This is a genomic window from Halomonas sp. BC04 (assembly GCF_000568385.1).
In genome coordinates, this window is the sequence record NZ_AZQX01000087.1 from 1 (window position 1) to 23850 (window position 23850).

Sequence of the window (23850 nt, forward strand, 5' to 3'; positions counted from 1 at the left end):
GGCCAGGGCATCGCCCACCCGCGCCGCCTGGGGGTGGCCTCGCACCTGGGGCTGTGGCTCGACCTGCCGACCATCGGCGTGGCCAAGTCGCGGCTATGCGGCACGCATGACCCTGTGCCCGAGGCGAAGGGAGACTGGACCCCGCTGCGCCATCGCGGCGAGACCATCGGTGCGGTGCTCCGCTCGCGCCTGGGGGTCAAGCCGCTCTATATCTCGCTGGGCCATCGCATCTCGCTTCCGACCTCGCTCGACTGGGTGGTTCGCTGCCTGGGACGCACCAAGCTGCCCGAGCCGACGCGGCTGGCTGACCGGCTGGCCTCCCGGCGTGACGAGAAAAGTGCCTGATGGCCGCCTTGGGCTTTGCATTCCTTGCCGCCGCGTTCGACCATGGGGTTCCGTCACCTGCCGAGCCCTGCCATGTCCGCTTCGATCAGCCCCGCCCTCGCCGCGACCCGTACCTGGGTCGAGCACTTTGTGGTTGCCCACGATGTCTGTCCCTTCGCCGGCCGGGAGCTGGCCCGCGACACCATTCGCTATGTGGAAGTGGAGGCCAGCGAGTGGGAGCCGGCCCTGCTGACGCTGATCGAGGAGTGCCATCGACTCGACGAAACGCCGGCGGTCGAGACGACCCTGCTGGTGCTGCGTCATGGCCTGGGGGACTTCGACGACTACCTCGATTTCCTGGCCGTCGCCGAGGCGTTGATGGCCGATCAGGGCTACGAGGGCATCTACCAGCTGGCCAGTTTCCATCCCGACTACTGCTTCGAGGATGTCGAGCCGGACGACCCCGCCAACTTCACCAATCGCTCCCCGTGGCCGATGCTGCACCTGCTGCGGGAGGCGAGCCTCGAGCAGGCGCTGGCACACCATGCCGATCCGGAGGCGATACCCGAGCGCAACATCGAATTGATGCGTCGCCTGGGATCGGAGCACCTGGCCGCCAACCTGGCCAAGCTGCGCGACAAGAACGCTTCCTAGGCGATTACGAAAAGCCGGCGAGCGCAGCCAGTTTTCGGACAGAGTCTAAACGATATCCAGCGGCACCTTGCGAGCAGGCGCCGGAAAGGCGTCGTCGAGCCGCGCCACCGCCTCGTCATCGAGCCGAACCGTCAACGCGGCGGCATTCTCTTCGACATGCGTCGGCTGCACTGCCTTGGGAATGGCGATGACGTCGCGGTGGCCACCGACGGGGCGGGTGACCCACGCCAGCAGCAGCTGGGCCGGGGTGATGCCCAGCCCGTCGGCAAGCTCACGCACTACCGGGTGATCGAACAGGTCGTTGCGCAGTTGGCCGGCTTGGGCCAGCGGGCAGTAGGCCATCAGCGGCATGCCCAGGCGCTGCATCAGCGGGCGCAGAGCATGTTCGATGCCCCGCGAGCCGAGATGATAGAGCACCTGGTTCACCGCGCAGTCGCCGCCGCCGGGCAGGGCATGGAGCGCATCGAGTTCGTCGACGTCGAAGTTGGAGACGCCATAACGTCGAATCTTGCCCTGCTCGCGCAGTCGTTCGAAGGCCTCCAGGGTCTCCTCGAGCGGGATGTTGCCCGGCCAGTGCAGCAGGTAGAGATCGAGACAGTCGGTGCCCAGGCGGGAAAGGCTGCGTTCACAGGCATCGATGGCGCTTTGGCGACCGGCGTTCCAGGGGTAGACCTTGGAGACCAGGAAGGCCCGTTCGCGGCGCCCGGCCAGGGCCTCGCCGACGACTTCCTCGGCACCCCCGTCACCATACATCTCGGCGGTATCGATCACGGTCATGCCGAGTTCGAGGCCTTGCTGCAGGGCACGGACTTCGTCGCGGTGAGGGGCCAGGCCTTCGCCCATGTACCAGGTTCCCTGGCCGATGGCCGGCAGCTCGATGGGCGCTTCGTGTGCCGTTGCGGGTAGCGTGACACATTGAGTACGGGTGTGTGTCATGGCATTGCGGTGCTCTTGATATGAATTATTTGGAAAATATTTCCATATAATTGCGTAAAAGGGATGGCGAAGACAAGCCCATGCGCTATGGTGAGGGATGGTGGCGGCAAGCTCTGCCGCTCTCGCCATCCCTTATCGACCAGTTCCCATCATCGCAAGGAGTCGACATGAGCATGAAGAAATCCGCTAGCGCTGTCTGGCAGGGTAGTCTGAAAGAGGGGCACGGTCAGGTTTCGACCGAGAGCGGTGCGCTCGAGGAAGTGTCCTACAATTTCGGCCAGCGCTTCGAGGGCAAGCCGGGGTCCAACCCGGAAGAGCTGGTCGGTGCGGCCCACGCCAGCTGTTACTCCATGGCGTTGTCGATGATCATGGGGGAGGCAGGTCTCGAGCCCGAGAAGATCGAGACCGAAGCGACCGTCACGCTGAGCCAGGACGATAGCGGGTTCAGCATCAGCGCCGTGCATCTCAAGACACGGGTGCGCAGCCCCGGTGCCGACCAGGCCGCCTTCCAGGAAGCCGCAGAGAAGGCCAAGGCGGGTTGCCCGGTCTCCAAGCTGCTGAATGCAGAGATCACGCTGGATGCCACCCTGGAAAGCTGATACCCCCCGACAATGACGACGACCAGCGGCCACCTTCGGGTGGCCGCGGTCGTTCGGCTATCCTTCGGCTTTCATTGAGCGCTCAGGCGCGGGCATGCCGCGTCGGGCCGCTTCGACCAGGGCGTGGATGAGCCGCTGCTGGGGGCGGTTGAAGATCAGCCACTCCGGATGCCACTGCACGCCGATGAGAAACTCATGTTCCCGGGATTCGATGCCCTGTACCAGGCCGTCCCGGTCCCGGGCCACGATCTCGATGCCCGGCCCGGTCTGCTGAACGGCCTGGTGGTGCAGGCTGTTGATGCGGCACCAGGTGACCTTGAGGATACGATGCAGCTGGCTGTCGGCGACGATATCCACCGTCTTGCGGGGCAGCACGGTTCTGCGCCGCTTCAGCCCTCATGGGTGGTATAGATGTCCGGGTCGAGGGTGCCTCCCAGGTGTACATTGAGCAGTTGGGCGCCGCGACAGATGCCCAGTACCGGCTTGCCCAGGGGAACGAAGCGCTCAATGAGCTCCAGCTCCAGCTCGTCGCGCTGAGGGTCCACCCGGACGTCGAGCTGGACCTCGCCTCCGTAGAGATGGGCCTGGATATCGTCACCGCCGCCGATGATCAGGCCATCGAGGTGTGCGGGGAGCGGGCGCGAGGGGGAGAGCCGCAGCGGGTGGCCACCATGGCGCCAAACGGCGAACCAGTCGAACCACCAGGCGATACGGCTCTTGTAGTCAGAGGTCGTGATGCCGATGAGGGGGCGGGTCATGAGGGGTGCGGGCCTCCCGGATCCAGTCGCGCAGCTTTCCGATCCAGCGAGTCAGGCGCGGCTGAGTGTGATAGGTGACGTAGGCGGCCGCCCGCTTGGTGAGCGCTGCATTGTCGGCCGCGAGGCGCTCTACCTCGACCCAGCGATTCCACTCCACCACGGCACCCCAGCCGAACTGTGACAGCTGGGCATTGGGCAGGCGGTAGTGGAAGGTGGGACGTGCCTTGACCAGCTTGTCCTGGAACAGTTCGTGGGGGTAATCCGGGCGGAGAAAGGCAAACAGCGGGTAGAGGTCCAGCTCCCGGTTGCGGGTCGGGTTGAAGGCGATGTAGTCGGCAATCAGTCCGTCGAGATCGGGTGCATAGGCGGGATCCAGCACCTTGAGCGCGTAAGGCTTGGGAAAGGGGTTGGCATGGGGCAGCACCTCGCGGGTGATGTCGATATCGATCTCCTGGCGCAGCCACTCGGCCAGGAGCAGATAGGCTCGCAATTGCCTGAGAATATATGGAACTTCCAGGCTGACCACCTCGGGGTTGAGGTGGAGGCCGAAGCCGTAGAGCAGGCTGGCATCGGTCCCCTTGGCTCCATGGCTGTGGAGCGCCTTGAAGAGGGCGTCCAGCTCACCGAGCTCGTCCCAGGGCACCGGCGGGCAGACGACTTCGGTCGGCACCAGCCCGGTAACCACATCGCCGATCAGTTGACGCGTCCGGTTATGGAAGTCCACGCGCATCTGATGACGCTGCCGTTCCCACTCGCTCTCCTTGCGTGGCACCTCCTCGAGCAGCTTCGCATCGGGGTGTGCATACTGAGTATCCAGCTCGATGACGAAGCTGCCCCAGCGTGTCCCCTCCACCTTCATTCGATGAGGGCTGACCACGCTGATATCACCACCGAAGAGACTGTGCACCAGCTTCGTGGTCTCCGAGGGAGGCAGGCCGGCAAATTCGATTTCGACACCCACTTGCCGAGTCTTGCCTTCGTAACTCATTGGCATGGGTGGTGATTGAGGCAGCATGGAGGCATCCTGTGCGAGTCGTGCGGTCTTGGTCGCTAGCCTAGGAGTCTGTCGGATTTGACCGATCGTCGCGAGAGATTTGGATTTCGAGACAAGTTTATCGAACTGATGAGGCGAATAGCCCGCTATTTAACGAATCAGATCGAATGAAATTGGCCGAAAGGCCGGATCTCGGAGTAGATCAGCGTTAAGTCCGACAGGCTCCTGGCATAGTGCTGGGCAGGCTCGGAGGAATCGATGATGACTGGCTGCTGTCACAGGGCGAGGCCGCGAACATGGACAAGGAGTAGTGACGTAATGCCAGGTGGTTTGTTTGAGGCGTTGATGAGTCGCAGGCGAGGTACCAGGGACTGGCCCTGGTTGCCGATCATGCTCGCCGCCATATTGCTTCTCCTCAGTGGTCCGCTGAGCGCTCAGTCCCTGCCGCTTGGCGGATTGGGAGCGGGCGAGGAGGGCGCGGCCCACGACCCCGAGGCGTTCCAGCAGTCGCTGAACGAGGTAATTGGTACCCTTGAGGATACCCAGCAGCGCGAGGCACTGCTCGAGAACCTGCGCGAGCTGCAGCGGGTGCACGCCGAGCGGGCAGAAGAGGGAATTGGGCAGCGGCAGGGATTGCTCGGCGCCCTGGCGGAGACGTTCAGCGAGCTGGGTGAGCAGGCCGAGGCCGGCGAGTCGCCGATCGATGACTGGCAGCGGCAACTGGAGCAGGGTTGGGAGGATCTCGGCGACTTGATGGTCGACACCGGTTCCGCCGAGATCGCACGCTTCACCATCGAGAGCACCGTGCTGCTGGCGATCTGGGCGGGGCTGCTGGTGATCCTGATCGCCCTGGGCAGGCAGTTGTTCATGAGGCGAGGCTTGCCCCTCGATCTGCCGCGGGAGCCCCGCGGCTGGCTGCTGGCGCTGCACTTCCTTCGTCGCATGTTGCCCTGGGCGCTCGCCTTCTTTCTGGTCATGGGGCTGGCCCAGGTGCTGCCCGCCAGCCCTGGGCGCACCCTGGCGCTGATCATTGCCTACCTGGCGCTATGTGGCCGTACCTTGTCGGTGATCGTGGAGTGCGTGGTATCGGTCTTCACCCGAGGCCATCGCTTCATTGCGGTGTTGATTCTGCAGCAGCGCGCCCTGCGCATGCTGTTCGTGATCGGTGCACTGATCGCCCTTGGCGATGCACTCAATTCGGCACGGTTGTCACTGATGGTCGGGGATGAACTGGCGGCGCTGGGCTCGGTGCTGGCCAATATGCTCGCAGCCATTCTCAGCATTCGCTTCATTATCAAGTTCAAGCGCCCGATCAAGCACCTGATCCGCAATCGCGGCTGGCGTGTACGCCGTGAGGGCGGCACCACCATCGAGCTGGCGCGTATCATTGGTGGGCTGTGGCATGTGCCGGCACTGCTGATCGTGGTGGGTTCGCTGCTGGCGATCTTCATCACCGTGGGTGATGTCGGCGCGGCCTTGGCTCGCTCGATCGTCTCTGCCGCCTTGCTGGTGCTGACCCTGGTGGTTACCGGCCTGATCCAGCGTCACACCGAACGTAGCTCCAAGCGGCGCCGCATCAGCGAGTACCGGCGTCGCCTCGAACGCTTCGGCTATGCGCTCTCGCATGTGGTTGCCTGGATCGTCTTCGCCGAACTGTCGTTGCAGGTGTGGGGCGCCTCGCTGTTCGGCCTTGGCCAGGAGGGAGTGGCTGGCATGCGTATCGGCCAGGCGCTGCTGGCGCTGGGCTTCACCGTGTTGCTGGCGTGGCTGGTCTGGATATTTGCCGATACGGCGATACAGCGGGCCCTGATCTCCTCGGGACGCTCCCGGGGCCGCCGAGTCAATCAGGCGCGAGCCCAGACCATCACGCCGATGATTCGCAACGTGATCTTTGCCACCATTGTGGTGATCACCAGCATCGTCGGCCTGGCCAACCTGGGGGTCAACGTCACGCCGCTGCTGGCCGGTGCCGGCGTCATCGGCCTGGCGCTGGGCTTCGGCGCCCAGACCCTGGTGCAGGACCTGATCACCGGTATCTTCATCATCATCGAGGATTCCCTGGCGGTGGATGACTTCGTCCAGATCAACGGCCACATCGGGACCGTCGAGGGACTGACCCTGCGCACCGTGCGACTGCGCGACCTGGACGCGGTGGTGCACATCATCACCTTCAGTCGTATCGAATCCATCCACAACATGTCGCGGCAGTTCGGTATCGCCCTGATGCGGCTGCGCATTCCCCATACCATGAAGATCGATGACGCCATCACCCTGATGCAGGAGACGGCGCTGGAGCTGCGCCAGGACCCGATGATGCGACACCACATCTGGTCGCCGCTGGAGATGCAAGGTATTCAGGCGTTCGAGGATGGCTGCCCGATCCTGCGCATGCGTTTTCGCACCGCCCCGGAGATGCAGTGGGACGTGGCGCGCGCCTTCAACCTGCTGCTCAAGCAGCGCATGGAAGCCAGGAGATCGATCTGGGGATGCCGAGACTCAGCATCAGCATGGAAGGCCGGCCTGGCGATGACATGTCCGCCGGCACAGAGCTGGGCGGCGACGGTGAGCAGGGGCGTTTTCGTGATGCCAAGGGGCGCGAACCGGGAGAGGCAGGCATTGCCGATCCCCACGGGGACACCAGTTCGCAGAAGGCATCGCCTGAATGAGGCCGTCCCTGCGTTGACTGGCAGGCGGATCCTCAGTGCAGGGCGTTGGGTGGGCGCGTGGCAAGCTGGCCGCATTCCGCCGTACCATGAGGTTGGATACTACCGGCCATCGGCCCCTGGACCAGGAGCAGTGGCGACGTGATCACCGTCGAACGCAAGGACAGCTTTCATCTCAAGATCTCCCGTGTCCTGCAGGAGGAGACTTCGCACCGGTTGGATGTCTTCCTGTTCGTTCCCGGTGAGCTGGGATTGAACGATCACGTCATCTCGGAGGACGCCTTCTACCACAGTGCCATTCACAGCAAGCGCACCTACTACAGCGACAAGCACCATCTGCCTCTGGTGCTCAGTCGATTGGCCAGCCGCGGCAAGCTGACCAGCGACCAGTATCGCTTGAGCCTCAGCCTATACGCTTACCAGTACGTCGTTGCACTGGAGCGCTCGACCCAGACTCTGCTGGATACTGCCCGGAAGGTGAAGGAGGAGGAACGGCGGCAGGATAGCCGGGGAGAGTCGAATGCAGAAGGCGATTCACCTGACGCAGAGTCGGAGCGCGTCGATGACACGGCGCCCCCGGCGGCGCGCCTGAACGAGCAGCTCGAGGAGTTGTGCGAGCTTGCGCAGGGTATCCTGCGTCGCCTGCGTCGCAACCAGCCCGGCAGTGAGAAGCTGCACAAGTACTACGCGAATATCGACAACTACCTTTCCTGGTTCACCGAGCAGCAGTTGCTGGCGCTGGTGGCCAACCTGCCACGGGGCAAGGGATTTCGCTCGATTCGCAAGCGGTTGTTGGCGATCTGCACCGCCGAGAGCGACTATCGTGAGCGCGAAGAGTACAACTCCCGCCGAGTCATCCAGGATCCCACCCGGATGTCCAACAAGATGCGGCTGCTGCGGCGGTTGATCGAGCATCCGGTGACGCTGAAACCACAGAGTCAGGAACTGGGCAGCGGCGAGCAGAAGGCGGTCAAGGGGTTGGCCACGGCCGTGGTCATGATATTCGTCTCGCTGGGTCTGCTCCAGGCCCGTGACTCCCTGGGCGACATCACGGCCCTGTTCGTGCTGGCGATGGCCGTTCTCTATGCCATGCGGGAAGTGTTCAAGGACGACTTGCGCAATACGCTGTGGCGTTGGCTGCGCAAGGGCCGCCCGAAGTGGCGGCGCCAGTATCTGGATGCCACCAGCGGTGCGCTGGTGGGTCGCCAACTGGAATGGTTCGATTACAAGCGATTCAGCAAGCTCGATGAAGACATTCAAAGGGTGCGCAAGCGCAATGTGGCCCAGCGAGAAGAAGTGGTGCTCCACTATCGCTCGAGCTCCCGCATGTCCCCAACCCGATTTCTCAGCGGCTACGAGAAGACCCGCGAAACCCTGTCACTTGACCTGTCGCTGCTGGCACGACTGATGGACAAGGGGGAGCACCTTGTCTATCGGCTGAAGGATGGACAGGTATCCCAGGAATCGGTGGAAAAGCGTCACCTGCTCAACCTGGTCATCCGCGAGGAGGGCATCAATACCCGGCCTATTATTCAGCGCTGGAAGATCGTCATGAGCCGTTCACGTATCGTCGATGTCGAGCAGGTCTATCAGGAGGGGGGAGAGGAGGTGGAGCAAGCAGGAAACTCGGCCATCACGGCATCGACTTGAGGACCAGGTTTGCTTCATGTCAAGCACATGAAAGCCCTTGTCTGCTAATGTAACTGACAGGGGCGGTTTGTGAGAGCCGCCATGCCAGGCTAGATTAATAGTTATGCCTTCCCGTTTTATTATCCGGAGATACCACCATGCAAGCTGCCGATGTCATGACGCCCAATGTCATTACCGTATCGCCCGACGCCGACGTTCGGGAAATTGCACAGCTTTTGCTTGACAATAATATCAGTGCCTTGCCGGTGGTGGATGCGGACGAGAAGGTGCTGGGCATCGTCAGTGAGGGCGACCTGATGCGACGGGTCGAGAATGACACGGATCGGCGCAAGTCCTGGTGGCTGCAGCTGCTCGAGGGCAATAATCCTAGCGAGTACATCAAGACCCATGCACGCAAGGCGCGCGAGATCATGACCCGCGATCCGGTGACCATCGGTGAGGACGAGTCACTGCGCCAGATCGCCAAGCTGTTGGAAAAGCATCACATCAAGCGGGTGCCGGTGGTACGCGACGGCCGCCTGGTGGGGATCGTCAGCCGGGCCAACCTGCTGCGTGGCTTTTCCCACCAGAAGGCCGACGCCGAGGCGGTCAGCGTCGATGATCGAGAGATTCGCGATGCTATCCTCAAGGAGATCGAAGATATCACCGGGGTCTGGGTCGACCGGATCAACATCATCGTCGCCGATGGCGCGGTTCAAGCCTGGGGCCTGGTGGAGAACCAGGAGGAGCGGATGGCCGTTCAGGTGGCCATCGAGAACACCCCTGGGGTGAAGTCGGTAGAAAACAACATAGGGATGATGCCGCGGGGGGTAGGGGGAGCCTGAAGCCCCCGCAACGACGGGACGGCATAACGAACGCGTTACAGGGTAGGGCGGCCTATTGGCCGCCCTGCTGCCATGCCGGGGGCGTCAGCGGATCTGCTTGAGCGCAGCCTCCAGGTTGGCCAGGCTGCGCTCGAGATGGTGCAGTTTGTCCAGGCCGAACAGGCCGATGCGGAAGGCTTGATAGTCTTCGCCTTCGTCGCACATCAGCGGTACCCCACCCGCCACCTGAACCCCGGCGGCGGCAAACTTGCCCACGATGCCCGGGTCACGGGTGTAGTAGACCACGACACCGGGTGCTTCGAACCCGGGAGCCGCCACGCTCGAATAGCCATACTTGGTCATCAGGGAGCGGACCCCTTCGCCCAACGCCCACTGTTCCTCGCGGACCCTGTCAAAGCCATAGGCGGCAGTCTCATCCATGATGTCGCGTAGCCGTGCCAGGCCGTCGGTGGGCATGGTGGCGTGGTAGGCATGGCCTCCGTTCTCGTAGGTTTCCATGATGGTGAGCCACTTGCGCAGGTCGCAGGCAAAGCTGGTACTGGTGGTCTCCTCGATTCGCTCGCGTGCCCGCTCGGAGAGCATGACCATGCCGCAGCAGGGCAGGCCGCTCCATCCTTTCTGTGGCGCGCTGAGCAGCAGATCCACCCCGATCGTGCGCATGTCCACCCAGAGCGTGCCTGAGGCGATGCAGTCGAGGACGAAGAGCCCGCCCACGGCATGCACGGCGGCGGCGATGCGCTTGAGGTAGTCGTCGGGCAGCAGGATGCCGGCGGAGGTCTCGACGTGGGGGGCGAAGACGACGGCAGGGCGCTCGTCGTGAATGGTGCGTTCGACCTCCTCGATGGGCGCCGGGGCAAAGGGCGACTGGCTATCCTCCGGGTCTTCTCGGCGCGCCTTGAGCACCGTGATGGAGTCAGGAATGGCTCCCATCTCGAGTATCTGTGACCAGCGGTAGCTGAATTGGCCGTTACGTATCACCAGGCAGTGCTTGCCGGTGGCGAACTGGCGTGCCGCTGCCTCCATGCCAAAGGTGCCGCTGCCGGGCACGATCACGGCACTATGCGCGTGGTAGACCTGCTTGAGGGTGGTGGAAATATCCCGCATCACGCCCTGAAAGCGCTGGGACATGTGATTCAACGAACGATCGGTATAGACCACCGAGTATTCCAGCAGGCCATCGGGGTCGACATTGGGCAGCAGGCCGGGCATTGCTTTCTCCCTGTGTACAGTTCGGGGCGGATGGGTATGCAATGCCTAGAGGATATTCCCATTGATGGCCCTGAACCAGTGCCGGTAGCAGGGTAGGCCCGTCATGCACAATCAGGCTCTGCCGGGCCGGGACGAGCACCTGCATGCCGTCCCGACTGTGGTGGCGGGCTCAGGGTCGGCAAAAATAGACTTTTGCCGGGGGGATGTTGATGGGCTCGAAGCCGCATTCCACGTCGGAAAAGACCTGACGCAGGTCGGGCAGGACCTTGGGGGAAAACTGATAGACCAGCATGGCCCCCTCAGGCTGCAGCGCATTCCGGCTCCCCTCGAGGATGCGTTCGCGAATCTCCGCCGGCATGGTACTGAAGGGAATGCCCGCCACCACATAGTCTGCGGCGGGCAGGCCGAGCCGTTCGAGTTCGGCCTGGATCGTTTCGGCAGAGCCGCTGATGATCTGCAGGCGTGGATCGAGTATGGAGCGCTGCAGGAAGTCGACGAACTCCTCGTTGGTCTCCAGTACCACCAGTATTGCCTCCGGATGAAGGCGGCTCAGGATCTCTCGTGTGATCGTGCCGACGCCGGGACCATATTCGACGATGACGCGAGCGCGCTCCCAGTCGACCGGCTCGAGCAGTCGTCGCACCAGGTACGGTGAGCTGGGAATGATCGAGCCGAGCATCCGCGGATGCTTGAAGAAATTGCGAGCGAAAAGCGAGAGCTGAGCGCGTCGCTCGGTTCCTGCCATGACCGAGGGTCGGTCTTGAGCCGTCATGGGCTAGCCTCCTGATTTACTGCGTAACATGACTCCACTCTAGGCTAGCGGGCTCGCGCGGGAAAGAGGCGCTTTGCTCAGGCACGGGATCCTGTTCGTTCTGGTGGTGATTTTCTGCCGCGTGGCATGGCCGGTCCGGCGCTTGCGAAGCGACTACGGCTAAAGAATGTGTGAAATATACTTGACGAGAGATAGGCGGACGCATAGCTTGGAATGTGGATATTTTATGTGAACGTCTGTAATTGTTGACGTCACGGCACCCATTTCCAACTGCGGGTGACACCATGCCAAACAACAAGACCAGCGAACCCTCCCACTCGGCGCCACCCCTGGTTCGCTTCAATGCGGTACAGAAGACCTTCGATGGCGAGAACCTGGTGGTTAAGGATCTCAACCTCACTATCCACCAGGGGGAGTTCGTGACCCTGCTGGGGCCTTCCGGCTCTGGCAAGACAACCTGCCTGATGATGCTCGCCGGCTTCGAAGTGCCCACTAATGGGGATATCTTCCTGGGCACCCAGCGCCTCAACAGCGTACCTCCTCACAAGCGCAACTTCGGCATGGTGTTCCAGAACTATGCGCTCTTTCCCCACATGACGGTGGAAGAGAACATCCGCTACCCGCTCAAGACGCGCAAGATGCCTGCCGCCGAGGCCGACCGCAAGGTGGCCGAGATACTGGATATGATCAAGCTGGGTGAATTCGCCCGGCGGCGCCCGACACAGCTCTCCGGTGGACAGCAGCAGCGTGTCGCCCTGGCTCGCGCCTGGTCTTCGAGCCGCAGCTGATATTGATGGATGAGCCCCTCGGTGCACTCGACAAGCAGTTGCGCGAGCACATGCAGCTGGAGATCAAGCAGCTTCATGAGCAGTTGGGCCTGACGGTGGTGTTCGTCACCCATGATCAGAGCGAGGCACTGACCATGTCGGATCGCGTCGCGGTATTCGATGACGGGATCATCCAGCAGATCGACACCCCCAGCAATCTCTACGAATACCCGGCGAACGCCTTTGTTGCCCAATTCATTGGCGAAAACAACACCCTGCCCGGTCGCATCGAATCCGTGGAGGGGCGCCAATGCCGGGTTAGTTTTGGCGAGGGCATGAACACCGGTGCGCTGCTTGGCCCGAACCTGGCGGTGGGCGATGCCACACGGCTGTCGATTCGCCCCGAGCGCATCAAGCTCAATGGCGCAACACGGCAGTTGCCCAACCGCTTGCAGGCGCGGGTGCGGGAGTTCATCTACCTCGGTGACCACCTGCGGGTGCGTTGTGAACTAGCCGGCAACGACGACTTTGTGGCCCGCGTCTCCGTGGATGAGTTCACCAGCAGCATGCAGTCGGGTGATGTGGTGGAGCTCGGCTGGCGAGACGAGGACGTCCGAGCACTGGACGCTTCTTGAATACCACCGCAGAGCATGGTGCCAGTCCCCCATCACGGAGGGTTGGCATGGTGTGCAGCACCAGCGTTCCATTTCAGCAACGTTCCATATCAACAACAAAGGTCTTAGTGACCAGGAGAAAGATATGACTCACAGCCGCTTCCCACTCTCGCGTCTTGGCCGCAGCGTTGCCATTGGCAGCCTGCTGACGGCGGGGCTGGCCGTTTCCGCCGGTGCCCAGGCACTGACTGTCATCTCTTTTGGCGGTGCGTCCGGTGACGCCATGCAGCAGGCCTATTACGGCCCCTTCCAGGAGAGCACGGGCATCAACCTTACGCCGGGCGACTACAACGGTGAGCTGTCGCGCATCCGTGCCATGGTCGAGACCGGCAACGTCAGCTGGGACCTGGTGGAGATGGAATCTCCGGAGCTGGTCCGTGGCTGTTTCGAGGGGCTGTTCGAGCCCATCGACTGGGGCCGGCTAGGCCTGGGCAACGAATTGATCGACTCGGCATTCGATGAGTGCGGCGTCGGTACCTTCGTCTGGTCCACGGTGCTCGCCTACGATGCCGACGCCCTGGATACGCCGCCGACTTCCTGGGCCGATTTCTGGGATGTGGAGCAGTTCCCCGGCACCCGTGGCCTGCGTCGCGGCGCCAAGTACACCCTGGAGTTTGCGCTCATGGCCGACGGCGTACCTGCCGATGAGGTCTATGGGGTGCTCGAATCGCCGGAAGGTGTCGACCGCGCCTTTGCCAAACTCGACGAGATCAAGGAACACATCCAGTGGTGGGAAGCAGGCGCCCAGCCGCCCCAGTGGCTGGTGGCCGGTGACGTGGTCATGACATCTTCCTACAACGGGCGTATCGCCGCCGCCCAGGAAGAAGGCAGTAACCTGGAGATCGTCTGGAACGAGAGCATCTACGATCTGGATTACTGGGCCATCGTTTCAGGCAGCGAGTATGTCGACGAAGCCTACGACTTCATCATGTTTGCCAGCCAGCCCGACACTCAGGCCGCCTACTCCAGTCAGATTCCCTACGGCCCGGTGCACCCAGACGCCATTGCCCAGCTTGACGAGGAGCAGGCGCGGCGCATGCCCACCCATGAAGAGAACATGGAAGGCGCACTGGCCGTGGATACCGCCTTCTGGGTCGACTACGGCGAGGAGCTGGAGCAGCGATTCAACGCCTGGGCGGCGCGCTGATCCCACGACGTCGGCAGCGGCTTCCCGGCCGTTGCCCCGTTTCCTGCGGCGTGCCCCAACCCGCTGGGTCACGCCGGTCTTCATCAGTGGGAGAAGGCCATGACCACGACCATTGCGGCTTCGCAGCCGTCATCTAGACCGGCGGGTACGCTCAAGGCCCAGCTGCGACGCGCCGAACGGCTGCGCAAATGGAAGGCATTCGGGCTGGTCGCACCGCTGGCGCTGTTTCTGATTGTCGTCTTTGTCATGCCCATCGGTAGCATGCTGTGGCGTAGCGTCGACAATACCGAGTTGGAGACGGTCATGCCGCTTACCACGGCCGGGCTCCAGCAGTGGGACGGTACCGGCTTGCCCGACGAGTCCACCATGGCAGCCTTCGCCGCCGAGCTGCGCGACTCGCGCCAGGGGGGTGGGCTGGGGCGCATCGGCCGGCGTCTCAACTACGAGGATACTCAGTACCGCAGCCTGCTGATGCGAACGCTGCGAGGCCTGCCTGCGAGTATCGATACCAACGGCGATTGGACGGCCACCCTTGTCGAGATCGATGAGGCCTGGGGCGAAACCGCCACCTGGCTCGGTATCCAGCGTGCGGCACCGCCAACCACGGACCGCTATCTGCTGGCATCTGTCGATCTCGAGCGTGGCGACAACGGCCAGATTCAACGCATCGCTGAAGGCGATCGCCTCTATCAGGCGGTCTTCCAGCGCACGCTGGTGATCGCCGGTGGCGTCACGCTGATCTGCCTGGCACTCGGGTTCCCGTTGGCCTACCTGCTGGCCACGCTGCCGGCCAAGACCAGCAACCTGCTGATGATCCTGGTGCTATTGCCGTTCTGGACGTCGCTGCTGGTGCGTACCGCGGCCTGGATCATTCTGTTGCAGTCCAATGGTCTGGTGAACCAGAGCTTGATCTTTACCGGGCTGATCGACTCGCCACTCCAGCTGGTGTTCAACCGCATCGGCGTGTTCTTCGCCATGGTACACATCCTGCTGCCGTTCATGGTCCTGCCGCTCTACAGCGTGATGAAAGGTATCTCGCCCAGCTACCAGCGCGCCGCCGTATCGCTGGGGGCGCATCCCTTCGCCGCCTTCTGGCAGGTCTATGTGCCCCAGACGGTCTCCGGCATCGCGGCAGGCACGATTCTGGTCTTCATCATGGCACTGGCTACTACATCACGCCGGCACTGGTGGGTGGGCCGGCCGACCAGATGGTGAGCTACTACGTGGCCTACTACACCAACAGCACCAATAACTGGGGCATGGCGGCGGCGCTTGGCAGCATCCTGCTGGTGGTAACGCTGATGCTCTATCTGGTCTATCACCGTCTGGTGAACCGCAAGCAGATGATCAGGAACTGAACCGCTCAGGAGAAGAATAATGGCTCTGCCTCCCTATGCATCGCCGGTGGAAAAGGTCTGGTTCTGGTTTTTCCGCATTTTGTGCGGCCTGATCCTGCTGTTCCTGATCACACCGGTGCTGGTGATCATTCCGCTGTCGTTCAGCAGCAGCTCCTTTCTGACCTATCCGCTGCCGGGCTTCTCGCTGCGGTGGTATGCGGCCATCTTCGACACTTCCGGCCCCTGGATGTCGTCATTGAAGAACAGCCTGATCGTGGCGCCACTGGCGACCCTGCTGGCGATGACCTTCGGTACCCTGGCCGCGGTCGGGCTCAATCGGGCCGATTTCCCCGGCAAGGGACTGATCATTGCGCTTCTCATCTCCCCCATGGTGGTGCCGCTGGTGATCGTCGCCGTGGGCATGTACTTCTTCTTCGCCCAGGTGGGCCTGCTCAACTCCTATGCCGGCCTGGTCCTGGCCCATACCGTGCTGGGGGTGCCCTTCGTCGTCATTACCGTGAACGCCACCCTGCAGGGCTTCGACTTCAACCAGGTCCGCGCCGGCGCCAGCCTCGGCGCCAACCCGCTACGTGTCTTCTTTACCATCATCCTGCCGCAGATCGTCCCCGGGGTGGTGTCAGGCGGCCTGTTCGCCTTCGCCACGTCGTTCGATGAGGTGGTGGTGGCGCTGTTCATTGCCAGCCCCACCGAGCGTACCCTGCCGATCCAGATGTTCTCCGGCATTCGCGAAAATATCAGCCCGGCTATCGCCGCCATGGCCACCATCCTGATCCTGCTCTCGACCCTGCTGCTGGTGACCATGGAACTGTTGCGTCGGCGCAGCGAGCGGTTGAAAGGGGCTGCTGCCTGAAAGGAGAATCCCGCCGTTACCCTCTGCGCCCCGTCTTCGCGGGGCGTATCGCGTTCGTCTCGACCGTGCTGAAGATACAGACAAAGCGGGGTAAGCTATGGCGCATTCTGCCAGCGCGAACCGAGCCATTCTGGGCAGCGCTTGGCGTCAAGAGATGAGGGGCCCTGGTGAGTGATTATCTGATTATCGGCGGGGGCGTCATTGGCATGATGACCGCCTGGCAGCTGGCCGAAGTCGGCCACAGTGTCACGCTGGTAGAGCGCGGACAATGCGGGCAAGAGGCGTCATGGGCCGGGGGTGGCATTGTCTCGCCGCTCTACCCCTGGCGCTACAGCGACCCTGTTTCCAACCTGGCCCAGCAGGCTGAGGGCGAGTACGCCACGCTGACGGCGCAGCTGCTGGAGGCGACGGGCATCGACGCCGAGTATCGCCAGAAGGGGCTGCTCTACCTGCGGGTCGACGACGCCGACAAGGCGTTCGAGTGGGCACGTCGTTCGAACAAGCCGCTCGAGGCTGTCGATGCGGACTTCATCTATCGCAAGGAGCCCTGGCTGGTGGAAGGCGTGCCCAGTGGCCTGTGGATGCCGACTCTGGGCAGTGTCCGCAACCCCCGGCTCTGCCGGGCGCTGCGAGCCCGCCTCATCGCGCTGCCAGGCGTTACCCTGCAGGAGGGGGCCTCTGTCGAGCGACTCTGCGTCACGCAGGGGCGTCTGACGGGGGTGGAGACGTCGCGTGGGCGGCTCACGGCCGGGCAGGTGATTCTCTGTGGCGGCGCCTGGAGCGGTGTCCTGCTGGGCAGTATCGGCGTCGCGCTACCCGTACGCCCCGTGAAGGGCCAGATGATGCTGTTTCGCACGCCGCCGGTACCCGGCGGCAGGCAGCTGCTCGAACGTGTGGTGCTGGCCGATGGCCGCTACCTGATTCCCCGCGCCGATGGGCGTGTGCTCGTCGGCTCGACCCTGGAGCAGGCGGATTTCGACAAGAGCACTACCGAGGCTGCGCGGGAATCGCTGCGACACAGCGCCATCGCCATGTTACCGCCCCTGGGCGATTGCGAGATCGAGCATCACTGGGCCGGGCTGCGCCCCGCGGCACCGGATGGGATCCCCTTCATCGGCAGCGTTCCCGGCGTCGAGGGGCTTCACGTCAATGCCGGCCACTACCGTAATGGGCTGGTGTTGGCGCCGGCGGCGACACGGCTGCTGGTCGATCAGCTGCTGGGTCTCCCCACTCGGATCGATCCCGCCCCTTACCAGCCTCGGAACGGCTTTCTCTATAACTCTCTCTGACGCTAGCGCCCCATGCGCTGGGCCGCCTGAATGGCCGTGAGCGCGATGGTATAGACGATGTCGTCCACCAGGGCGCCGCGGGAGAGGTCGTTCACCGGCTTGTTGAGACCCTGGAGCATGGGGCCGACGCTGACCACCCGGGCGCTGCGCTGCACCGCCTTGTAGGTGGTGTTGCCGGTATTGAGGTCGGGGAACACGAATACCGTGGCGCGGCCTGCCACCGGTGAGTCGGGTGCCTTCTGGCGGCCCACGCTCTCGATGGCGGCGGCGTCGTACTGCAGCGGCCCGTCGATGAGCAGGTCCGGGGCCTGCTGCTGGGCCAGGCGGGTGGCCGCGCGCACCTTCTCCACGTCGACGCCGCTACCCGACTCGCCGGTGGAGTAGCTGATCATGGCGACCCTCGGTTCGATGCCAAAGGCCTGGGCGGAGCGGGCACTCTGGATGGCGATCTCGGCCAGCGCCTCGGCGTCCGGGTCGGGATTGACCGCGCAGTCGCCATAGACCACCACCTGCTCCGGCAGCAGCATGAAGAAGATCGACGATACCTGGTGATAGTCGGGTGCGGTCTTGATCAGCTGGAAGGCCGGACGCACCGTATTGGCGGTGGTATGGATCGCCCCCGAGACGAGGCCATCGACTTCGTCGAGTTGCAGCATCATGGTGCCCAGCACCACGTTGTCCTGCAGCTGGTCCGCGGCCGTCAGCTCGTTCACCTTGCCGCTGCGCCGCTCCACCATGGGCGCCACGTAGCGTGAGCGTATCGACTCGGGGTCGATGATCTCCAGCCCTTCCGGCAGCTCGATGCCGCGGTTTCGCGCCACCTCCTCGACCTCTTCGCGACGTGCCAGCAGTACACAGCGCGCAATGCCTCGCTGCTGGCAGATGGCGGCGGCCTCCACGGTGCGCGGTTCGCAGCCTTCGGGCAGGACGATGCGTCGGTCCGCCTGCTGGGCGAGCTTGACCAGCTGGTAGCGGAAGGCCGAGGGCGACAGCCGGCTGGTGTAGCCCCGGCTCAGGTGATCCTTCAGCCACTGCAGGTCGATGTGTTCGGCGACGAAGCGCGTCACCTGCTCGGCGCGTTCCAGGTCGTCCATGGGGATGTCGTTGCCCATGCGGCCCAGGTCCTTGGCCGTGGTGAAGCTGTCGGTCTCCACCGCCAGCACCGGCATGCCGGTCTTCAGTGCGGGCCGGCACATCTCGATCATGTTGTCGTTGGGCATATAGCCGTTGGTCAGCAGCACGCCGGCCATGGGCACGCCATTCATGGTGGCCAGCGCCGAGGCCAGCACGATGTCGTCACGGTCACCCGAGGTGACGATCAGGTTGCCGGGGCGGAAGGCGTGGAGGGCGTTGGCGGCGCTGCGGGCGCAGAGGCTGGTGGAGAGCACCCGGCGGTTGGCCGCATCGCCCTCGCTGAGAAAGCGGGCGTTCAAGGCGCGGGCCACGTCGATGACGCGGGGCGCGATCAATGCGGCGTTATAGGGCACCACTCCGATCAGGTGGAAGCGGTCGGTGGCCAGGGCGGGGGAATGGCGGCGCAGCTCCGCCAGCAGGCTGGCATCCACCGGCATGCCGCCGCCGGGGGCGAGCACCGGCGGGACCTCGCTGCCCGGCAGGTTGCGCATGCGCATGAGGATGCAGCCCAGGGTTCGTGCGGAGCCGATGCCGCCGAAGGCCTGGGCGTGCATGTCTAGTTGCTCGGCCAGGGCCTGAGGCTCGAGCGTATCGCCGCTGCCCACCAGGATGATGCGAGCATTGAGGGCATGGGCCAGCTGTGTGTTGAGCTGGGTGGCGTAGGTGCCATGCGCGGTCGGCACCACGCCTTCCACCACGATCAGCTCCGGAGGTGTGCCGGTGTGCCGCTCGATGGCCTGGTCATGCAGTTCGATCACCTGCTCCATCAGCACATCGAGCCGGTCCTGGCGCAGCAGTCGCTCCATCTCGGCCTGGGCCATGGGTGGCGGTGCCTCGAGGCCCAGTGTGCTGCTGACCAGCGCTGTGGAGCGGTCGGGCCCGGGGCCGTTGAGTTCGTCCTGACGGAACGGCTTGAGGAAGCCGGCCTTGAGGCCAATGGTGTCCAGGGCCTGCATCAGGCCCAGGCTGGCCGATGTGAGGCCTACGCCCACGCTGGTCGGCACCATCAGCAGGACCTGTGGCTGCGGGCGGGCATTGCGTGGTGTCATGCGGTGATCTCTTCCAGTAGCTGGCGGGTTTCTGCAGCGATGCGGCCCTCTTCATCGGTGGGGATGACCCATAGGCGCGGTGCCGCTGGATGCCCACCGTCGATGCGGCCTTCGCGTCCACGCACCGTCTCGGCGTTGGCGATGCGATCCAGACCCAGGCCGAAGTGGGGAAGGTTGGCGATGACCTTCTCCCGAACCAGCGGCGAGTTCTCGCCGATACCACCGGTGAAGACGATGCCGTCGAGGCGGGGCAGGGCGCAGGAGAGTGCGGCCAGCGATTTGGCGATGCGATAGCAGAACACGTCGATGGCGAGCCTGGCACCCTCATGGCCTTCGCCGGCGGCATTTTCCAGCTCACGCATGTCGTTGGTCAGCCCGGAGAGCCCCAGCAGGCCGCTGCCGCGGTTGAGAACGTCATCGATGCGTTCCAGGCTCCAGCCGAGCTGGCGTGACAGGTGGGCATGGAGGCCGGGGTCCACGTCCCCGCTGCGGGTGCCCATCACTACGCCTTCGAGCGGGGTCAGCCCCATGCTGGTGTCGAGGCTGTGACCCTCCCAGACGGCGCAGGTAGAACAGCCATTGCCCAGGTGTGCCGTGAGCCAACCGCCCTGGATGCCGCTCAAGGCATCGGCACGTTCACTGACGTAGGCGTGGCTGGTGCCATGAAATCCGTAGCGACGGATAGCGTGGTCGCGATACAGCGCCTCCGGCAGGGCGTAGCGGAAGGCTCGGGGTGGTAGTGACTGGTGAAAGGCGGTGTCGAACACGGCCACCTGTGGGAGGTCGGGAAACAGCTTGCCTGTGGCCGCCACGCCTTCCAGGTTGGCGGGATTGTGCAGCGGGGCCAGGGCGGCGGTGGTCTCGATGGCGGCCTTTACCGCGTCATCGATCAGTGCGGCCTTGGTGAAGTGCTCGCCGCCGTGGACAATGCGATGGCCGATGGCAGCGGGCCGGCGACCCTCGAGATGCGCCAGGATGGCTTCGAGCGCCCGGGTATGGTCGGCGCCGGGGAGTGCCTTCTCGAAACGCTCGCCGTGGCTGTCGCTACCCTTCAGGTAGGCGTCGCTACTGCCCACGCGCTCCGCAGCGCCGGCGAGGCGTGGCTGGTCCGCTGCGGCGGGTACCAGCGCGTACTTGATCGAAGACGAACCACAATTGATGACCAGTACCGAGGACTCCATCGGCTCTCCCGTCAGGATGAGTAAGGGGGCAGCATAGTCGTTAGACCTTAGTCTATCACGCATTGCTTTGCAGCCTATCGTTCGACGCGCTCATTGCTCATTGCTCATTGCTCATTGCTCATTGCTCATGGCCAGGGCGGGGCAGTGTGGGCTTCTGTGGAAAACGCTGGCATGCTGGCCACCACCCTTCAAGTACTGGAAACCCGCCATGTCGTCATCGGCGATGGCCGTACCCGACCTGCTGCCCCGTCATGTTGCCGTCTTGCTTCTGGCCGGTGTCGCCACCCTGTTTGCCGGCAACCATGTGGCGGCTCGCCTGGCCTTCGACGAGGGTACAGGACTGCTGCTGGCCGTACTCGTCCGCTCCGCCGTCGCACTTGCCGTGCTCGTTGTTCTGTTCATTGCCCAGGGCAAGCGCCTGGTAGTGCCGGCGGGGGCGCGTCGCTGGCAGCTGCTGGCGGGACTGATGGTAGCGGTGCAGAGCCTTTGCCTCTACTCGGCGGTGGCCCGCATACCGGTCGTGGTGGCGCTGCTGCTGATGAACACCTTTCCCATCCAGCTGGCACTGCTGACCTGGGCGCTGGGAGGGCCGCGTCCCACGCTGCGTGCGGCGCTGATCATGGGCGTGATCCTGGTTGGACTGGTGGTGGTGCTCGATGTGCCAACCTTGCTCATCGCACCGGAGGCTCTTGGCGAGGAATGGCTGGCGGGCGTGGCCTTCGGCCTCGGCGCCGCCACGGCCTTCTCCCTCGCGCTATGGATTACCGAGCATCACCTCGGCGAGGTGGGCAGTACCCTGCGCAGCCTGCTGACCATGTTGACGGTACTGGCTGCCATGTTGCTGGCCGGCGCGATGAGCCTGGTGCCCGGCGGCATGGCGTTGCCGGCGAGTGCCACCGGCTGGGCGGGGCTGGTGTCACTCGCCGTTCTCTATAGCGTGGCGTTTTCGGTACTCTTCATCAGCGTGCCGCGGCTGGAGATGGCTCGCAACGCACCGGTGATGAATGTCGAACCGGTGGCTTCGCTGGCGCTGGGCTACCTGGTGCTGGGGCAGATGTTGAGCGGCATACAGCTGATCGGCGGGGGTATCGTGCTGGGGGGTATCGTAGTACTGAGCCTTTCACGTGCCCGATGAGCAGGTTGGAGGTTGGCTTAGTGAAAGATCGAGGGGGAGAAATGCGTTTCCCCTCTGTTGTTAGTTCGATGTCCAGGCGGAAACGAGTCTAGCTACGGCCTCGGCTCGGTCGGCAAGCTGGCCGGCGCAGGCTTTCAGTGCCGCTTCCAGTTCCATGGGCCTGTCGGCAAGAGCAAACGCGGCGGTTACTCCTTCTTCATAGGCAGCCTGCCAACCACTGCCCAAACAGCCGGCGAGGATCACGACGGGCACATCGTGGCGCTTGGCAGCCCGGGCAATACCAATCGGTGTCTTGCCGGACAGGCTCTGGCCATCCAGCTGACCCTCGCCGGTAATGACGAGATCTGCATCACTCAGGATTCGTTCGAAGCCGACCTGCTCCATGACAAGCTCGATACCAGGGCGCAAACTGGAAGCGAGTATTGCGTGGGCGGCAAACCCCATCCCGCCTGCGGCGCCAGTGCCTGGCACGTGACGATGATCCTTCCCCAGTGCTCGTGCAACGTGATCGGCAAAGTGCCCGAGTGCAGCATCGAGACTCTTTACATCCTGATAGGCGGCGCCTTTCTGGGGGCCGAATACGGCACTGGCACCACGTTCACCAGTCAGCGGATTATCCACATCCACCGCCGTTTCTACTACTAGATGCTGTAGTCTCGGGTCGAGACCCGACAGGTCGAGATCTGCCAGCTCGGCCAATGCGGCCCCGCCTGGGGGGAGAGGCTGGCCACGAGCATCGAGCAAACGTGCACCCAGTGCGGTAAGCATGCCAGCGCCGCCATCATTGGTAGCACTGCCGCCAAGCATCAGTAGCAAGTGCTCCGCGCCGGCATCCAGTGCCTCGCAAATCAGTTCACCGACACCTACGGTCGTGCTGTACCGGGCCGTACGTTCGTCCCGGGTGAGGGCTTGCAGGCCGCTGGTCTCGGCGAGCTCGATATATGCCGTATGGCTCTCTTGCTGCCAACCCCATGCTGCCCTGATGGGCCGGCCCAGGGCATCATGGGCGTTGGCCTCACGACGTTGCGCCCCGGTAGCAGCCAGCAAGGCGTCCAGGGTGCCTTCCCCCCCGTCCCCCATTGGGCATACGACAAGCTTGGCATCCGGTATCGCACGCCGCACTCCAGTCGCCATGGCTGCAGCGGCATCGTGTGCGCACAGCGCATCCTTGTAGCTATCAGGGGCGAGGACTATCCTCATTTCCGTCTCCGTGTCATGGGCCGAACAGGTCGCATAAAGGGGCAGTCTCTCTCTTCAACAACGCAGGAGCCCGTTTCCTGTACTTCGTCTCAGGTACTGGCCCTCGCGTGCCTTTGCAAGGACGTCTGCGAAATGTTGTAGTTTTATTGCTTGAGATACTTGTAGACCGTGCTGCGTGATACACCCAGTTCCCGGGCTACTCGGGAAACATTATATAAATTACGCTCACACGATTGCTGTATCTGATCAGCGAGAAGTCGCTGCCGATTCTTGCGTGTATCGCACAAATCACGGCTGGCAGGTGACGGATGATCGATGTCTCGCTCACGTGAGTCTTTCGGCAGGGGCTTTACGGTTTCCGTTGTGCTAGATAAGCCTAGCGAATCTTCCATCTCAAAAGTACTTTCGACTTCCTTTCTGGTAACATTTTTTCCATCATTAAGCACGACAAGGCGAGTGAGAAAGTTGCGTAGCTCACGTATGTTTCCTGGCCAGTCATGCTGTCGAAGCCTATGGGCACCACAATTGGTCAGTTCAATATTCGGATCGATTTTGTGAAGTATGTGTCGTGCCAAGTCATTAAAATCGGTCCGGTCCTTTATGTTTGGAAGCTGGATTGATATCGTGCTTAGTCGGTAGAAAAGATCGGAACGGAACCGGCCTGACTGTACGGCATCGTGAAG

At 63.3% G+C, this 23850-nt stretch carries 21 protein-coding genes and 2 pseudogenes; 14 read left to right on the plus strand and 9 right to left on the minus strand.

The annotated features are described in order from the left end of the window. Together Q427_RS06495 and Q427_RS06500 are read left to right on the plus strand one after the other, a co-directional pair. Positions 1-345: endonuclease V (locus Q427_RS06495; RefSeq protein WP_043512134.1), on the plus strand; the 345-nt coding region annotated here is incomplete at its 5' end. 72 nt (positions 346-417) lie between these two features. Next, the gene (locus Q427_RS06500; protein WP_043512136.1) at positions 418-978 is read left to right on the plus strand and encodes a DUF1415 domain-containing protein; all 561 of its coding nucleotides are present in this window, start codon (positions 418-420) and stop codon (positions 976-978) included. A gap of 45 nt (positions 979-1023) precedes the next feature. On the opposite strand, the gene Q427_RS06505 is transcribed toward Q427_RS06500, so the two are convergent. Next, positions 1024-1914 carry an aldo/keto reductase gene (locus tag Q427_RS06505; protein WP_051496182.1) on the minus strand — a complete coding sequence of 297 codons (891 nt, stop codon included), beginning with the start codon at positions 1912-1914 and terminating at the stop codon, positions 1024-1026. Between the two features lie 167 nt (positions 1915-2081). On the opposite strand from Q427_RS06505, the gene Q427_RS06510 reads away from it, so the two are divergent. Beyond that, a complete protein-coding gene (locus Q427_RS06510; RefSeq protein WP_043512138.1) occupies positions 2082-2513 on the plus strand; it encodes an OsmC family protein in 432 nt (143 codons plus the stop codon). 57 nt (positions 2514-2570) lie between these two features. On the opposite strand, the pseudogene Q427_RS06515 reads toward Q427_RS06510, so the two are convergent. Both Q427_RS06515 and Q427_RS06520 read right to left on the minus strand, forming a co-directional pair. Next, positions 2571-3271 (minus strand): annotated as a pseudogene (locus tag Q427_RS06515) (gamma-glutamyl-gamma-aminobutyrate hydrolase family protein). After that, positions 3237-4286 (minus strand): amidoligase family protein, encoded by a 1050-nt coding sequence (locus Q427_RS06520; RefSeq protein WP_051496183.1) that lies wholly within the window; start codon positions 4284-4286, stop codon positions 3237-3239. The pseudogene Q427_RS06515 and the gene Q427_RS06520 overlap by 35 nt, the downstream one beginning before the upstream one ends. 369 nt (positions 4287-4655) lie before the next feature. On the opposite strand from Q427_RS06520, the pseudogene Q427_RS06525 reads away from it, so the two are divergent. The 3 genes and pseudogenes from Q427_RS06525 to Q427_RS06535 all read left to right on the plus strand — a co-directional run bounded on the left by Q427_RS06525 (position 4656) and on the right by Q427_RS06535 (position 9402). Further along, a pseudogene (locus Q427_RS06525) lies at positions 4656-6931 on the plus strand (mechanosensitive ion channel domain-containing protein). Positions 6932-7069: 138 nt separating this feature from the next. Beyond that, positions 7070-8578: a hypothetical protein gene (locus Q427_RS06530; protein WP_043512140.1), complete on the plus strand. Its 1509-nt coding sequence runs from the start codon at positions 7070-7072 to the stop codon at positions 8576-8578. Between the two features lie 137 nt (positions 8579-8715). Further along, a complete protein-coding gene (locus tag Q427_RS06535; protein ID WP_043512141.1) occupies positions 8716-9402 on the plus strand; it encodes a CBS domain-containing protein in 687 nt (228 codons plus the stop codon). A gap of 84 nt (positions 9403-9486) precedes the next feature. On the opposite strand, the gene Q427_RS06540 is transcribed toward Q427_RS06535, so the two are convergent. Further along, positions 9487-10611 carry an aminotransferase class V-fold PLP-dependent enzyme gene (locus tag Q427_RS06540; protein WP_043512144.1) on the minus strand — a complete coding sequence of 375 codons (1125 nt, stop codon included), beginning with the start codon at positions 10609-10611 and terminating at the stop codon, positions 9487-9489. A 169-nt stretch (positions 10612-10780) separates the two neighbouring features. Next, positions 10781-11383 (minus strand): class I SAM-dependent methyltransferase, encoded by a 603-nt coding sequence (locus Q427_RS06545; protein ID WP_043512147.1) that lies wholly within the window; start codon positions 11381-11383, stop codon positions 10781-10783. Between the two features lie 284 nt (positions 11384-11667). Here Q427_RS06545 and Q427_RS36065 point away from each other — a divergent pair, with 284 nt between their 5' ends. The 7 genes from Q427_RS36065 to thiO all read left to right on the plus strand — a co-directional run bounded on the left by Q427_RS36065 (position 11668) and on the right by thiO (position 17468). Then, positions 11668-12171, plus strand: a complete 504-nt coding sequence (locus tag Q427_RS36065) for an ABC transporter ATP-binding protein (RefSeq protein WP_331280560.1) — start codon at positions 11668-11670, stop codon at positions 12169-12171. Positions 12172-12176: 5 nt separating this feature from the next. Further along, the gene (locus Q427_RS36070; RefSeq protein WP_331280561.1) at positions 12177-12785 is read left to right on the plus strand and encodes an ABC transporter ATP-binding protein; all 609 of its coding nucleotides are present in this window, start codon (positions 12177-12179) and stop codon (positions 12783-12785) included. A gap of 124 nt (positions 12786-12909) precedes the next feature. Continuing rightward, positions 12910-13971 carry an ABC transporter substrate-binding protein gene (locus Q427_RS06555; RefSeq protein WP_051496184.1) on the plus strand — a complete coding sequence of 354 codons (1062 nt, stop codon included), beginning with the start codon at positions 12910-12912 and terminating at the stop codon, positions 13969-13971. A gap of 99 nt (positions 13972-14070) precedes the next feature. Continuing rightward, positions 14071-15186, plus strand: coding sequence for an ABC transporter permease (locus Q427_RS06560; RefSeq protein WP_231613481.1), 1116 nt, complete (start codon positions 14071-14073; stop codon positions 15184-15186). Beyond that, on the plus strand, positions 15180-15329 hold the full coding sequence (locus Q427_RS33480) for a hypothetical protein (protein WP_231613482.1): 150 nt from the start codon (positions 15180-15182) through the stop codon (positions 15327-15329). Before Q427_RS06560 ends, Q427_RS33480 begins: the two co-directional genes overlap by 7 nt. Positions 15330-15348: 19 nt before the next feature. Further along, on the plus strand, positions 15349-16179 hold the full coding sequence (locus tag Q427_RS06565) for an ABC transporter permease (protein ID WP_043512150.1): 831 nt from the start codon (positions 15349-15351) through the stop codon (positions 16177-16179). Between the two features lie 167 nt (positions 16180-16346). Then, positions 16347-17468, plus strand: a complete 1122-nt coding sequence (gene thiO / locus Q427_RS06570) for a glycine oxidase ThiO (protein ID WP_043512152.1) — start codon at positions 16347-16349, stop codon at positions 17466-17468. A gap of 2 nt (positions 17469-17470) precedes the next feature. Here thiO and pta read toward each other — a convergent pair whose 3' ends face one another. Both pta and Q427_RS06580 read right to left on the minus strand, forming a co-directional pair. Next, positions 17471-19651 (minus strand): phosphate acetyltransferase, encoded by a 2181-nt coding sequence (gene pta, locus Q427_RS06575; RefSeq protein WP_043512155.1) that lies wholly within the window; start codon positions 19649-19651, stop codon positions 17471-17473. Continuing rightward, positions 19648-20832: an acetate/propionate family kinase gene (locus tag Q427_RS06580; RefSeq protein WP_043512162.1), complete on the minus strand. Its 1185-nt coding sequence runs from the start codon at positions 20830-20832 to the stop codon at positions 19648-19650. Before Q427_RS06580 ends, pta begins: the two co-directional genes overlap by 4 nt. Positions 20833-21040: 208 nt before the next feature. On the opposite strand from Q427_RS06580, the gene Q427_RS06585 reads away from it, so the two are divergent. Then, positions 21041-21967, plus strand: a complete 927-nt coding sequence (locus Q427_RS06585; RefSeq protein ID WP_043512164.1) for an EamA family transporter — start codon at positions 21041-21043, stop codon at positions 21965-21967. A 60-nt stretch (positions 21968-22027) separates the two neighbouring features. Here Q427_RS06585 and Q427_RS06590 read toward each other — a convergent pair whose 3' ends face one another. Both Q427_RS06590 and Q427_RS31045 read right to left on the minus strand, forming a co-directional pair. Beyond that, positions 22028-23167, minus strand: a complete 1140-nt coding sequence (locus Q427_RS06590) for a glycerate kinase (protein ID WP_043512166.1) — start codon at positions 23165-23167, stop codon at positions 22028-22030. Positions 23168-23310: 143 nt separating this feature from the next. Further along, positions 23311-23850 (minus strand): helix-turn-helix domain-containing protein (locus Q427_RS31045; RefSeq protein ID WP_231613483.1); only part of this gene is annotated, 540 nt, incomplete at its 5' end.

Coding starts and splice junctions, on each gene's coding strand:
- Q427_RS06500 (WP_043512136.1), top strand. CDS start 418: ATGTCCGCTTCGATCAGCCCCGCCCTCGCCGCGACCCGTACCTGGGTC.
- Q427_RS06505 (WP_051496182.1), bottom strand. CDS start 1,914: ATGACACACACCCGTACTCAATGTGTCACGCTACCCGCAACGGCACAC.
- Q427_RS06510 (WP_043512138.1), top strand. CDS start 2,082: ATGAGCATGAAGAAATCCGCTAGCGCTGTCTGGCAGGGTAGTCTGAAA.
- Q427_RS06520 (WP_051496183.1), bottom strand. CDS start 4,286: ATGCTGCCTCAATCACCACCCATGCCAATGAGTTACGAAGGCAAGACT.
- Q427_RS06535 (WP_043512141.1), top strand. CDS start 8,716: ATGCAAGCTGCCGATGTCATGACGCCCAATGTCATTACCGTATCGCCC.
- Q427_RS06540 (WP_043512144.1), bottom strand. CDS start 10,611: ATGCCCGGCCTGCTGCCCAATGTCGACCCCGATGGCCTGCTGGAATAC.
- Q427_RS06545 (WP_043512147.1), bottom strand. CDS start 11,383: ATGACGGCTCAAGACCGACCCTCGGTCATGGCAGGAACCGAGCGACGC.
- Q427_RS36065 (WP_331280560.1), top strand. CDS start 11,668: ATGCCAAACAACAAGACCAGCGAACCCTCCCACTCGGCGCCACCCCTG.
- Q427_RS36070 (WP_331280561.1), top strand. CDS start 12,177: ATGGATGAGCCCCTCGGTGCACTCGACAAGCAGTTGCGCGAGCACATG.
- Q427_RS06555 (WP_051496184.1), top strand. CDS start 12,910: ATGACTCACAGCCGCTTCCCACTCTCGCGTCTTGGCCGCAGCGTTGCC.
- Q427_RS06560 (WP_231613481.1), top strand. CDS start 14,071: ATGACCACGACCATTGCGGCTTCGCAGCCGTCATCTAGACCGGCGGGT.
- Q427_RS33480 (WP_231613482.1), top strand. CDS start 15,180: ATGGTGAGCTACTACGTGGCCTACTACACCAACAGCACCAATAACTGG.
- Q427_RS06565 (WP_043512150.1), top strand. CDS start 15,349: ATGGCTCTGCCTCCCTATGCATCGCCGGTGGAAAAGGTCTGGTTCTGG.
- pta (WP_043512155.1), bottom strand. CDS start 19,651: ATGACACCACGCAATGCCCGCCCGCAGCCACAGGTCCTGCTGATGGTG.
- Q427_RS06580 (WP_043512162.1), bottom strand. CDS start 20,832: ATGGAGTCCTCGGTACTGGTCATCAATTGTGGTTCGTCTTCGATCAAG.
- Q427_RS06585 (WP_043512164.1), top strand. CDS start 21,041: ATGTCGTCATCGGCGATGGCCGTACCCGACCTGCTGCCCCGTCATGTT.
- Q427_RS06590 (WP_043512166.1), bottom strand. CDS start 23,167: ATGAGGATAGTCCTCGCCCCTGATAGCTACAAGGATGCGCTGTGCGCA.